Origin of the sequence: Vibrio chagasii (assembly GCF_002954585.1) — a bacterium.
GTDB lineage: Bacteria > Pseudomonadota > Gammaproteobacteria > Enterobacterales > Vibrionaceae > Vibrio > Vibrio chagasii_A.
Window position 1 is genome coordinate 708,226 of the sequence record NZ_MSCI01000001.1, and the last position, 12,529, is coordinate 720,754.

Below are 12,529 nucleotides of genomic sequence, written 5' to 3' on the forward strand. Positions count from 1 at the left end.
CTTAAGTTATTGTTTCAAGATGCTTAATTTAAGTGTCATATTTCTCACCACTTAAATCTCTTCGCAAAACAACTGTAGGTAACAGTGCCAATTTAACACCTAAAATATTCGGTATTTATAAAATGACTCGCATTAATTTGTTTATATCATGCAATGAGTCGACACTTATTTTGCACGAACAACTAATATTAAATTTATTTCGGTACGCTAAAAAATATCGCCTAATTCACCTCATTAATTACAAAACTCTATTCATATCGACTTTATTCATTCGTTCTGAAATTTCGTCTTAAAACTAACCAAAAGGGAGTGATTTAGCCATAGAACCGATTTCTTTTCTAAATTCGCCCACTTTTTCTTAACAACTGTGATAGTATCGCGGCTTTTTTTGACGAACCTCACATTTCCAATGCAAGTGTGGGAGAAATACATAGGCTTGAAAGAGCCAAATATAGCGAAGAAATAATGTCCAACTTGACGCAAGTCGCCAACGAAAACATCAACGCAGAATCTACTTCTATTAACTTCACTAAAGCCCAATCTTTGGGTGAAAAACTGGAGCTTGGAAATCCAGTATTTTGGCTAAGTGGGAGCTTTTTAACCCTCTTTGTCATTCTTGCCTTCACCAACACCTCGGTGTTGTCAGAACTTGTAAACATCGGTTTTAGTTACTCAACTAAATGGTTCGGTGCTTTTTGGCAGGTTCTCTTACTACTCAACTTCATTATCGGCTTAGTACTTGCACTAGGACGCACTGGTCACGTTCGTTTGGGTAAACTTGCCCTTCCTGAAATGACCACCTTCAAATGGATGTCGATTGTCCTATGTACGCTGCTCGCAGGCGGTGGTGTATTTTGGGCAGCAGCAGAGCCTATTGCTCACTTCGTTTCTGCTCCGCCTCTATACGGCAACGCTGATCCTCAAGAAATGGCGTTCAACGCCCTATCTCAGTCTTTCATGCACTGGGGCTTTCTGGCTTGGGCAATCTTAGGGGGCTTATCCTCTATCGTGCTGATGCACCTACACTACGATAAAGGCCTTCCTCTTAAACCTCGTACTCTGCTTTACCCATTACTGGGCGACAAAGCGATTCATAGCTGGATCGGTAACGTAGTCGACGCGTGTAGCATTGTTGCTGTGGCGGCAGGTACTATCGGTCCAATTGGTTTCTTAGGTCTTCAAATCAGTTATGCGTTGAGTGAACTGTTTGGCATCTCAGACAGCTTTGCAACTCAGAGCATCGTTATTCTATTCGCCATCGCCATGTACACCCTATCTGCATTGAGCGGCGTGAACAAAGGCATCCAACTGGTTAGCCGTTACAACATCATCTTGTCTGTATGCCTTATCGGCTACATCCTTCTTGTAGGTCCAACAAGCTTCATCGTTGATGGCTACTTGCAAGGCATGGGTGAAATGATCGATAACTTCATCCCTATGGCGCTTTATCGCCAAGATACAGCGTGGCTTGGTGGCTGGACGGTATTCTTCTGGGGTTGGTTCTTAGGTTATGGCCCAATGATGGCAATCTTTATTGCTCGTATTTCACGCGGCAGAACGATTCGCCAAATGATCGTGTCTATTAGCATCGTTGCTCCACTGGTAACCTGCTTCTGGTTCAGCATCGTTGGTGGTAGCGGTTTAGCGTTTGAGTTAGAAAACCCTGGTGTGATTTCCAGTGCGTTTGAAGGCTTCAACCTTCCTGCAGTGTTACTGGCTATCACTGCGCAGCTGCCGTTTCCGACTCTGATTGCAATTCTGTTCCTTATCCTGACCACCACGTTCATCGTAACAACGGGCGACTCAATGACCTACACCATCAGTGTAGTTATGACAGGTACCACAGAGCCAAACGCAGCGGTGCGTACCTTTTGGGGTATCATCATGGGTGCTGTAGCCATTGCCCTTATTTCAATGGGCTCTGGCGGTATTTCTGCTCTGCAGTCATTCATTGTGATTACCGCCGTTCCTGTGTCATTCATCTTACTGCCATGTCTATGGCATGCTCCTAAGATCGCGACACAGATGGCAAAAGAGCAAGGCATCGCTTAATCACAAAGCCGACTAACCTCGGTTTCGTGTTTCGAACAAAAAAGCCACTCAAGTGAATCACCTGAGTGGCTTTGTTTTATCTATCTGTATGTCGGTTTATTGAAACTTTTCCCCAGCAGCAACCATGAATGACATTTCAACCAACAGTTCAGGGTTTGCCAGTTCAGCTTTCACACATGCACGACTCGGTGCACAGCCTTCAGGGAACCATGCTTCCCACACTTCATTGAGTGCATCAAAGTTAGCAAAATCCGTTAGGTAAATAGTGACCGACAACACGCGAGATTTATCGCTGTCTACTAGGCTCATCATCTCTTCAGCTTGCTCAAAGATTTGTTGAACCTGACTCTTAATGCCCGCAGATGTGTCTGACTCAGCAACCTCAACAAAGCTTGCAATACCATTAAAAACAGTTACATCAGACCAACGTTTGGTCGGGTTAATTCTATGAATCTTCACTCGCTATTCTCTTTTTATTGTTGGAATCTACATCAGAGTAATCTAATCCAAATCCTTAATATTGAAAACAAAAATTAGTTTGCGGTATTGGTCATAGGCTCAACACACTTTCACTGACGGCATTCAACTCTAGCAGAGACGACAATCGAAGAGTTGGCTCCCTTCTCGACTTCAAAATAACCACCAGCACTAGAAAGCTGACGAACTGAGAGTTTGTCTTTTCCTAACTTATCGAACCAATATGGAGCCAATGAACATTGCGCAGATCCGGTTGCTAAATCCTCTGAAATGCCGATCTTCGGTGCAAAATAACGAAGTACATAACCGTCATCCGAGCTTTTGGCCGTCACCATAACAGCATGCAGATCATTGATTTTTTTATACTGTTCAAAATCAGGAGTAAAGTTCCTGACTGCTTCCTCAGAATCCAACACCAACACTAAATCTCTTGTAGAGAATGCATCGACAACGGGCTGATTCAAAGCTGACAGATCAATTGGAGCGTCGCTCCACTCAACATAAGATTTACCATTCCAGCTTGGCAGTTCCAATCGAGATAGGCCGTCTTTTCTAGAAATCACGACCTGTCCATAATCACTGTTTAAAGTAACCTCTTCAAACTTATACCGCTCGATCAAATCAGTACCAGCACCCAAACTACCATGACCACACAGGTTTATCTCACCATCTAATCCAAACCAACGGATGTCGAACTGACTTCCCGATTTCTTCACAAAAGCAGTAATAGGCTGTGCTAGTTGATGTGTTATTTCTAGTAGCTCTGAATCTGCTAACCATTGCTCTAATTCAACAACCCCACAAGGGTTCCCTTTCGCCGACTCTCCACTAAATACATCATATATAAGTGCTTTGATAAATTATCTCCTTGTACCGTCGTATTAAGCTCTTAATAAAAACTATCATTTCATTTTCTTCAAATAAACCATTGATACATATAACATTAAAATGCCATGCGTAATGATTCATAAATAGGAGTAACACTCTCACAGTGAAATTAATTTTGCACTAGTGCGGTCATGTGTAGAACTTATTAATGGAGTACTTTTATGCATGTTCAAACCTATGATTTAAAACAAAGCAACTTCGGATACAACCTTGGCGTGATAGGTGTCGCGTTGGTGTTAGCTTGGATTGGAATTTACAAGTTTACGCCTACTGAGGCGATGTTGATTGAGCCTTTAATTACCAACCACCCAGCAATGAGTTGGCTCTACAATTTGTTCTCAGTACAAGCCGTGTCTAATATGGTTGGTGGTGCTGAAATCATTGTCGCGATTGGGCTGATGATTGGATTTAAAAAGCCGCGAGTCGCGTTTTATTCTGGCATTGCTGCGGCGGCTATCTTTGTTGTGACACTGAGCTTTCTAATTACCACGCCAAACGCTTGGAAAGTATCGGATGGTATTTTGGTCACTAACTTCTTCTTAGTGAAAGATATTCTATTTTTAGCAATCGCGATCAGTGTAATCGAACGCAATAAACCTCAAAAGTAACGATAAAGCAATAAGGTTACCCTAAATCTAGAGGACACCTTAAACCTTAAAATAGATAGGCCCGAAGCTGGCTAGAAGGACCCCGCCAGCTTCTGATATATAAGGTTTTACTTGGCAATACCATCATGATTGAAGCATTGTCTTGTTACCAAGCCCCACTTTTCGTCTTGGTACTGATCTTCCACATAATTACCTGAGGTGTAGTCATTGACGACTTCTCTCCAGAACTTAACAGCATGATCTGCGCCCAGTACTTGTTTAATCTCCCAACTACCTTTTAGGTGTTCAAATAGTTCAGAGATAAACTGTTTCCCTACTTTGTTCTTACGGAAATAAGGCACCACATAGAAATCACAAATCTCAAACTCGTTTGGCGCTTTGGTTTCAATGGCGGTTAATGCAGCAGGAACGCCATCAATGTAGAGTAAATAACCCGTTACGGCATCACCAAGCGTCGGGTAAATCTCAAACAAGCCATACTCGTCTGGTTTGTCTCCGATAATCTTTGAAAACTCAGCCGCATAGCCCTGATATAAATTCGCGTATACCTGCTGATTACCACTATAGACTGTCACAATGTTCATAAACTGATCTCTGTATTGTTTCGCACCACAATGGTGTGAGCTCATCTTTCCGAGCCTATTATCTCATTGATTATAGGAAAAATAGTAGATATCAAATACCCACTTACACGGATATTGCCTTGCGGTAATAGTTGGCATTCTGTTGTTGTCCTTTGAATTCTGCGTAATTTTGGACACACTCAACGAGGTCGAAGCCCGTATTTGTTAGTACTTTATTTGAACCGACATTACCTACTAATGCATAAGCATCAATATATTTTAGGGATGAGTGCTTAGACAAGTAGGTTAGCAGCTTTCTGACCGCATTAGAGGCGACACCTTTAGAACCAAAAGCTCGACCAACCCGATAGCCGAGCTCCCCGCTTTCACCATTTTTACTGATATCGCGAACGTTGATTCTTCCACAAATAACGCCGTTAGCGTCCTTAATTAGCATTGGGATCAACTCACCATTTTGGTATTCCTTAAGGAAGAGCGTAACTTGGTCAGCAACCCCTGAATCAGAATAGAAGCTGTCATCCCTAGCAGGAACAAATTGATTAAACCACTCTCTATTTTCGACTTCAAATTCGAAAAGAGGACCAACATCACTTGGTTGAAGTAGGTGTATAGATATCTCCATAAGTAACTCTAAAAGCTCCCTTTAAGTACTGTATTTTAAGATTTCGAACTCTCTGTGTTTCTATCTAGGATGATTGGAGTTAACTATCGCTCAAAGTATTGGCGTGACCAAAAGCAATCCCATTATCGTCATAGAAAACAAGGCACCACTGAAAAAACTCAGTGCATGAAATGGGCGAACTTTTGATTTAACAGCCTCCCTTTCAATCGCTTCTTGGTAAGTTTTAACAGAGAGTTCCCTAACATAATCATTTTGCATAATAAGCTCCTTCGAACAACTAAGAGAAGCTTAAGACTTGAAGTTAGGTTGAGGTAAAGCGAAATTTTAGATAATTGAACTATTTATTTCGCCGGACCATTTGATTTTTGTAAATGGAGGAATGAATACGATATCTAAGAAAACTAAAGTAAAGAGTGATACAGGTATAGTTCACGATCTCTACCATGAACTTTACGAATTTGCTTCTCAACAAACTTTACACCGAGCTTTCGTATAACTGACTCTGAGCGTTTGTTTTCAGACAAGTGCATCACTTTCAACTCTGTGAGCCCAAAATGAGCTTTGCTGTATTCCACTAACGCCAGTGAGGCTTCATAGGCGATACCCTGCCCCCAAAACGGAACGCCAAGCCAATAACCAAGAATACCAACACCATCTTGCAAACTAGGAAAGCTAACTGCACCGATAATCTCGTCGTTAGCTTTAAGAGTTATCGCGTACACCACACCTTTCCCTTCATTAAAGAAAGACTCGTGCGTGTTAATCCAATCCGCCGCCATGTTTACTTCATATGGATGAGGAATATTAGCCGTCATATCAGCTATCACTTTCTCACCCGCAAGTTCAGCAACGCGCTCGCTATCACTCAATCGAAATGGTCTTAAGATTAATCGTTCCGTGGTAATGTTCTGCTGCATAACCTCTCCCTTAACTAAAGGCTGATAACACTATTCCAAAATCACCCTAAAAATGTCGTTGTTCACGCCACCCACATCCACTAACTCTCCAGTTTTCATATGAATTGACGTGTTTAATTGTCGAGTCGAGCGTGGCTCTCTCGTTTCTCGAATCACAAGCATATCAACCAAGTAACCAGAGTCTTGCTTTCGTACTAAGCCCGAAAAAGTGACACTTTCAGCCCTATCGGCGAGTACTGAATTAAATGTCTTGTCTTCTAATACGCCTGCGGAGATCGATGTATCACCATAAAATAGCGTGATGGTTGTTGGGTCCGGTTGCAAAGCTTCATTGGATGCGCAGCCCGTCAGAGCTAGGCATAGCATTAAAATAATTCTAAATGGCATAAACTTGTTTTTCGTTCTCTCGTTAAACGCTTTTTGTAGAAATAGCATCGCAACTATTCAAACCACTGCGTCTGTAAGCTCAGCTTTTAGTGATTTATTGTGTAAGTTGCCAGCCTCTGCAGACTGGATGGTTACCGAGATAAGATCTTCGAAGAGATCTAACTGCCCTGCGGGGATGAGCTGATTTTGAATCGCTCTACGTTTGTTAGAATCAAATAATCGTTCAGCCACCCAGCCGATTAGGTAAACCAGAGAAAGACATCCACCAGCCGTAGCAATATTGCCTTCGATAACCAAAGGCAGATCTTGGACGTCTCCCCCCATCGCTTCTAATGTTGGTTTGGCATGAGGGTTTGTTGTTAACCTCTTACCTTTAAGTAAACCGAGTTCGTGTAACACAAAAGATCCCGCGCAAATCGACCCGATTAGCTGTTCACTCGGATCAAGCTGTAATGAGTTCATGAACTCCGTCTCTTTCAATGCAGCGGGAATACCGCGATAACCACTTGTTATCAGCACTACATCTTGCTGCGCAACCTCACTCAAATGGCCATCGGTTTTCACCGTCATACCCAAATGTGAACGATGCTCAGGCTTAGTTCCAAGAACCTTAACCTCCCAAGAGTCCGTCGTTCTTCCTAATAAGTCATACATCAAGAAGAAGTCTACATCTGTGAAGTCATCAAATAATACGATTCCGACTTTGTACATAATACATGCCCTTGTTGATTACTCTCGAAAGATGAGAAGCGTTAATAGTGAGGCGATTCATAGAAAGGTGATATTAACCACCACATACTTGAGGTCAAACTCGAACCACAATTATTTATGGCCCCTAGGTAACAGCGACGAAATTAGACCATTTTCTTTTTACTTCAGGAGTCAACGCTAGAGTAAACTCATAACCTAAGTGATTCTCACGTGTTATTTCAAACCCTAATCGCTTATGAAACTGCACCGACAGTTCATTTAAGCGTAAAACATTGCTTATTAATACCCTTGAATCACGATCTTTCAGTATGTTTACAATGCCACGAAATAGAGCAAGAAAAGCGGCTTTACTTCTATAGTCTGGGTGTACCACAAACATAGGGACAAACCAGCTGCCATCGCCTAAATCACTTAACGTCGTGTAGCCAATTAGCTTATTATGTCGCCGATATTCGACAAGCAGTCCTTGTTCCATCGATTGGGCATGAGATGCTAAATACACATCTCTATCTATTGGGAAGCCCGCTTCTTTTGAAATAGACTCCAATGTCATCACGTCCAGTTCTAAATATTCTTCCATTACTACCTCCTATCCGTACTCAAAAGAATTGCAGAACAAAGCACGCAATAAACGCCGGTAAGCCAGCAATGAATAGCACTAAGCCCGTTTGATAATTCATTCGATAGTGTTCTTGTTGGTCTTTAGCAAAATCGTGCCCGTCGACCATTTTGTAGACTTTGTCTGTAATAGGATCATCTAAGCGCGTTGTTTTGCTATGAACGCCTCCCTCCCACAGAAGTTTTGCCAAAACCCAAATGACGATAACGACATAAAATAAGAAGTCGACGAGTTGAGTAGAAGCAAAGAAAGTAAAAAACTGCGACAGCACAAAAACGACTATTGCAGCCATCAAATTGATAAGCACCACTTTCTTTAACAAATCGAGCAAATGAACCTCCGACAGAATATTAGTACTTTAATAACGGATATTTATAAAATTTAGATTTCTCGGTCAATCAAAAAATATGTGCAAGATTGCACTATATGAAGTGCCGCATGTTTAACAACCTTCATTGCTGATAGGAAGCATTACACCGCTCGTGGTGATGTATTGAAGTGGCGCTTACATTCGCGCCTAAATTGAGATGAAATGGAGTCATTGATTCGGCATGCAACATCACTTATTCGCAGACCTTCAAACTGAATCAGCTCTAATTCCAAGTTAGAAACTAGAGCTAAAATATCAACGTTGTTAGCGATGTGTTTAACTATATTTAAGCAACAACATCTTGTGGGGGTGTGCCTTCGCAGTTAGAAACGACTGCATCCATTTGAATTAACGCATTCATAGGAATCTTCAAAACCCCAACCACCGTTCTTGCCGGTAAGTCAGCATTAAAGAATGTAGTGTAGACCTCGTTCACCGCATCAAGATCTGAAATATCTTTAAGTTGAATATTAACTTTCACCGTATCGTCCATGCTGTGGTCAATATTTTCAATGATCGCCTTAATATTTTGTAGGCACTGCTCAGCTTGCTCTTTAATACCACCAGCAACCACTTCATTGGTTTTCGGATCTACAGGAAGTTGACCTGAAATATGATTGTAGTGAGAGAAAGCAACGGTGTGCGAATAAGGCATGAATGGTGCTTTAGCTGTGTTATTTGCTTCAACAACCAGTAAGCAAGTATCTTCTGGCAGTTGTGGCGGTGTGCCATCACCATGTGAAACTGAAGTATCGATCTGAACTAAAGCGCCCATTGGTAATTCAGATGCCTGCACAATCGTTCTCGCCGGAGCATAACTTGGGAAGAACTTAGCACATGCTTGGTTTACCTTTTCTGAATCTTCGATATCTTTTAGGTAAATCGTGGTTTTCACCACATCATTCATAACATGGCCAATGCTTTCTAGAATCGTTTTAATGTTTGCTAAACATTGAGTTGTTTGCTCTGTGATACCACCTGAAACCAACTCACCAGTATTCACATCAATCGGTAATTGAGCCGAAAGATTATTGTAGTGAGAAAAAGCCGCAGTCTGAGTAAACAAAGCACTCTGAGGGGCTTTATCCGTGTTTCTTGATACCTTAACTAACGCACATGGTGCCTGTGGTGTTGTACCTTCACCATTTGAGATAAGCGCGTCCATTTGAACTAGCGCATCGCTCATTGGCAGAGCTGCAACACCAACCACTGTACGTGTCGGAAGGCTATTACTAAAGAAGCCCTTATAAACTTCATCGATAGCTTCCATATCGGAAATGTTCTTAACGAAGATATTAATTTTCACCACGTCATCCATCACATGGTCGATACTTTCAACAATCGCTTTAATATTATTCAAACATTGCGTTGCTTGATCTTTAATATCACCGATGACTATTTGACCTATTTTAGGGTCAATAGGTAATTGAGCAGAGAAATTATTGTAATGAGAAAAAGCAACTGTTTGTGTAGATACATTATTTAATGGCGCATTTTCAGTATTTCTTGAAATTTTAATGATATCGCTACTCATCGGTATGATCCTTTTAATAAAATAAGAATACGTATTTACATTGAACAATCGTATTGGAATGAATAATTAAAGTAGCGCCATGTTAGGTGAATAAATTTAGGTTGAACGTGATACCCATCAGACTATCACTCGACTAATATTCAGTGACTTATGGGATAATTAGTCATCAAAAGACTAATTATCCACGTAACTTAGTTTTGAGGACTACTCACCTCTAACTGTTTTCAAGTATATCCAATTATATTGAATACTTTCCCACGTAATATAATGGGTAAGTTTTTAAATTTAGCTCGTGTTTGTTAGCTTGTTCACACTAAATGACCTTTAACCAATGTTTTTTAGAAATTACCGCCTTAATTCCATGCATAAATTTTTAGGCTATCTAACTAATTATTTTTAAATGGCTTGTTTTATATAGTTACGTTAATAATATGTTTAATAAAAACCACCTGTTTCAGAATATAGATTACGAGGAAGGAAAACTAAACAGCTCGTGGCGTGGTATTGAAATGACGCTTAAATTCTCGGCTGAATTGAGATGGACTAGAATAGCCAACTCGGCGTGCGGCATCACTGATACGTAGGCCTTCTAACTGGATTAGCTCCTTGGCTTTGTTAAGCCGAACCTTCTTCAAGTATTGGAGCGGTGATTCGAAAGTGACGTTGCGGAAAGCATTATGAAAAGCAGACACACTCATGTTCGCTTCGTCAGCTAGCGACTGAACAGTAATGGTTTGATCATACTCTTCATGCACTTTAGACAATGCTTTGGCGACGCGTGCGTAATGGCCATCATGATGGGCTAAATCAAACAGTACGCGGCCCTCAGAGCCTGTCAAAGCGCGATAAACAATCTCCGTCACCATTGCGTCACCCAAGATGTTGGCTTCGATATCGCAATGCAGTGTCTTCGCCAACCGAGTGAAACTCTCTAGCATCGCCGTTTCCATTCGAGTGGACTCTAAGCCACTCGAATTCTGTTTGTGCTTGTTACAATAACTCTCCAGAAAACCTTGCTCTTCGAGCTTTTTCACTAAGCTGTGCAAACGCTGAGAATCAATGTTGATCGACAAACCCAGTAACGGCTCACCATCAACTGGTAAAGCTTCACACTCCAATGGCATTGGCACCCCCACCACAAGGTAATCACCTGCCGCGTAAGTTACTGGCCTGTCGCCTATGTAGATATTCTTTTTACCCTGTCCAAGCATGATGATACCTGACTGGTAAGTGAATGGTTGGCGCTGATTCCCACCACTACTGCGATACAACCATACGCCCTCTATCTCTGTTTCTCTGATCCCTTCAAGATCATCCCAACCTTTGAGTTCAACGTAAGATTGCAGTAACTGAGCGAGTGTATTCATAACAGGTGATGTTCCATTCAAAGGTTGATGTTAGTTTGCACAAAAGCCCAAAGAGAATATCAATTATGTAGAAATAGGCAATTAGTTTGGAGAAATTGACCTTCACCACCCTAATTCCGTGTACTAATATGCAAATATAGAAATTAAGCACTACAACAAAATAAAAATTTTAGCTTTACACAAGGAACTGACGATGCAATTTACCTATGTTAACCCTACTGTTATCCACTTCGGCCAAGGCCAAATCAACGCTATCAGCCAAGCCGTTGATACTTCAAAGAAAGTACTTGTCATCTACGGTGGCGGTTCAATCAAAAGCAACGGTGTTTACGACCAAGTAGTCGCATCTCTTAAAGATCACGCTTGGATTGAGTTTTCTGGTGTTGAAGCAAACCCAACTAAAGAAACATTAGACAAAGCAGTCGCTATCGTTAAAGAAGAAAACGTAGAATTCATTATCGCTGTTGGCGGTGGTTCGGTAATCGATGGTTCGAAATATGTTGCAGCAGCAGCGAAATACGACGGTGACGGTTGGGACATCCTAACAGGTAAGCACCAAGTAACCGAAGCGACGCCAATCGGTGCGGTACTGACGCTTCCTGCTACAGGCTCTGAATCAAACATGGGCGCAGTAATCACTCGTAAAGCAACTCAAGAGAAGCTGGCTTTCCTAAACCCTGCGGTACAGCCTAAGTTTGCAGTTATGGACCCAGATGTAATGAAGTCTCTACCAGAGCGCCAATTGGTGAATGGTCTGGTTGATGCTTGGGTTCACGTCTGTGAGCAATACATCACTATGCCTGCTAACGCGATGGTTCAAGACGGCTACGCAGAAACATTGCTGAAAAACCTTCTTGTACTGGGTAAACAATACGACGAGCGTGACAACGACGCATGGCGTGCAAACCTAATGTGGACAGCTAACCAAGCGCTAAACGGCCTTATTGGTACTGGTGTTCCTCAAGATTGGGCAACGCACATGATTGGTCATGAATTCACTGCATTATGGCATGTCGACCACGCACGTTCTCTAGCTATCGTTCAACCTTCACTACTTCGTAACCAGATTGAAGCGAAGCGCAATAAGCTAGAACAGATGGGTCGTAACGTATTTGGCCTAGAAACTGGCGCAGATTTAGCTGAGCGCACTATCGATGCTATCGAAGCCTTCTACCACAGCCTAGATGTAGCGACTATGTTTGATGGCTACGAGGCGGATAAAGCAACAGCTATCGACAACGTGGTTGCACAACTAGAATCACATGGCTATTTACAACTTGGCGAGAACCAAGCGATTACACTAGAGAAAACTCGCGAGATTCTAGAGTCTGCGATCCATTAACGGTTAAAATTAAAGCAAAGAAATCAGGTTTCTAAATAAAATCGCGATAAT

At 41.8% G+C, this 12,529-nt stretch carries 15 protein-coding genes and 1 pseudogene; 3 read left to right on the top strand and 13 right to left on the bottom strand.

All coding sequences use genetic code 11. From position 1 onward, the window contains the following. Window positions 1–465 precede the first annotated feature (465 nt). Window positions 466–2,052, top strand: a complete 1,587-nt coding sequence (locus BTO10_RS03455) for a BCCT family transporter (RefSeq protein WP_105023572.1) — start codon at window positions 466–468, stop codon at window positions 2,050–2,052. 96 nt (window positions 2,053–2,148) lie between these two features. Here the strand turns inward: BTO10_RS03455 and BTO10_RS03460 are convergent, their stop codons facing one another. Together BTO10_RS03460 and BTO10_RS03465 are read right to left on the bottom strand one after the other, a co-directional pair. Further along, window positions 2,149–2,511, bottom strand: a complete 363-nt coding sequence (locus BTO10_RS03460) for a RidA family protein (RefSeq protein ID WP_004737330.1) — start codon at window positions 2,509–2,511, stop codon at window positions 2,149–2,151. 110 nt (window positions 2,512–2,621) lie between these two features. Beyond that, a complete protein-coding gene (locus tag BTO10_RS03465; RefSeq protein ID WP_181143963.1) occupies window positions 2,622–3,386 on the bottom strand; it encodes a PhzF family phenazine biosynthesis protein in 765 nt (254 codons plus the stop codon). A 192-nt stretch (window positions 3,387–3,578) separates the two neighbouring features. Here BTO10_RS03465 and BTO10_RS03470 point away from each other — a divergent pair, with 192 nt between their 5' ends. Continuing rightward, window positions 3,579–4,025 carry a DUF417 family protein gene (locus tag BTO10_RS03470; protein ID WP_105023574.1) on the top strand — a complete coding sequence of 149 codons (447 nt, stop codon included), beginning with the start codon at window positions 3,579–3,581 and terminating at the stop codon, window positions 4,023–4,025. A 107-nt stretch (window positions 4,026–4,132) separates the two neighbouring features. Here the strand turns inward: BTO10_RS03470 and BTO10_RS03475 are convergent, their stop codons facing one another. The 11 genes and pseudogenes from BTO10_RS03475 to BTO10_RS03520 form a co-directional block, all read right to left on the bottom strand. After that, on the bottom strand, window positions 4,133–4,609 hold the full coding sequence (locus tag BTO10_RS03475; RefSeq protein ID WP_004737327.1) for a GNAT family N-acetyltransferase: 477 nt from the start codon (window positions 4,607–4,609) through the stop codon (window positions 4,133–4,135). Window positions 4,610–4,712: 103 nt separating this feature from the next. Then, window positions 4,713–5,231 (bottom strand): GNAT family N-acetyltransferase, encoded by a 519-nt coding sequence (locus tag BTO10_RS03480; protein WP_105023575.1) that lies wholly within the window; start codon window positions 5,229–5,231, stop codon window positions 4,713–4,715. Between the two features lie 90 nt (window positions 5,232–5,321). Next, window positions 5,322–5,489, bottom strand: coding sequence for a hypothetical protein (locus BTO10_RS23420; RefSeq protein ID WP_181143951.1), 168 nt, complete (start codon window positions 5,487–5,489; stop codon window positions 5,322–5,324). A 143-nt stretch (window positions 5,490–5,632) separates the two neighbouring features. After that, window positions 5,633–6,148: a GNAT family N-acetyltransferase gene (locus tag BTO10_RS03485; RefSeq protein ID WP_105023576.1), complete on the bottom strand. Its 516-nt coding sequence runs from the start codon at window positions 6,146–6,148 to the stop codon at window positions 5,633–5,635. A gap of 30 nt (window positions 6,149–6,178) precedes the next feature. Next, window positions 6,179–6,535: a hypothetical protein gene (locus tag BTO10_RS03490; RefSeq protein ID WP_105024238.1), complete on the bottom strand. Its 357-nt coding sequence runs from the start codon at window positions 6,533–6,535 to the stop codon at window positions 6,179–6,181. 57 nt (window positions 6,536–6,592) lie between these two features. After that, on the bottom strand, window positions 6,593–7,246 hold the full coding sequence (locus BTO10_RS03495; protein WP_105023577.1) for a DJ-1/PfpI family protein: 654 nt from the start codon (window positions 7,244–7,246) through the stop codon (window positions 6,593–6,595). A gap of 124 nt (window positions 7,247–7,370) precedes the next feature. Next, complete coding sequence (locus BTO10_RS03500) at window positions 7,371–7,826, bottom strand: GNAT family N-acetyltransferase (RefSeq protein ID WP_004737321.1); 456 nt, start codon at window positions 7,824–7,826, stop codon at window positions 7,371–7,373. Window positions 7,827–7,845: 19 nt separating this feature from the next. Next, window positions 7,846–8,196, bottom strand: coding sequence for a hypothetical protein (locus BTO10_RS03505; protein WP_105023578.1), 351 nt, complete (start codon window positions 8,194–8,196; stop codon window positions 7,846–7,848). A gap of 140 nt (window positions 8,197–8,336) precedes the next feature. Beyond that, window positions 8,337–8,471: pseudogene (locus BTO10_RS03510) on the bottom strand (AraC family transcriptional regulator); the annotation flags it as partial. A gap of 50 nt (window positions 8,472–8,521) precedes the next feature. Then, window positions 8,522–9,769, bottom strand: a complete 1,248-nt coding sequence (locus BTO10_RS03515) for a RidA family protein (protein WP_105023579.1) — start codon at window positions 9,767–9,769, stop codon at window positions 8,522–8,524. Window positions 9,770–10,251: 482 nt separating this feature from the next. Then, entirely contained in the window at window positions 10,252–11,136 is an 885-nt protein-coding gene (locus BTO10_RS03520) for an AraC family transcriptional regulator (RefSeq protein ID WP_105023580.1), read from the bottom strand. Window positions 11,137–11,329: 193 nt separating this feature from the next. Between BTO10_RS03520 and BTO10_RS03525 the strand changes: the two genes are divergently transcribed. After that, window positions 11,330–12,478: an iron-containing alcohol dehydrogenase gene (locus BTO10_RS03525; RefSeq protein WP_004737317.1), complete on the top strand. Its 1,149-nt coding sequence runs from the start codon at window positions 11,330–11,332 to the stop codon at window positions 12,476–12,478. Window positions 12,479–12,529: the final 51 nt, after the last annotated feature.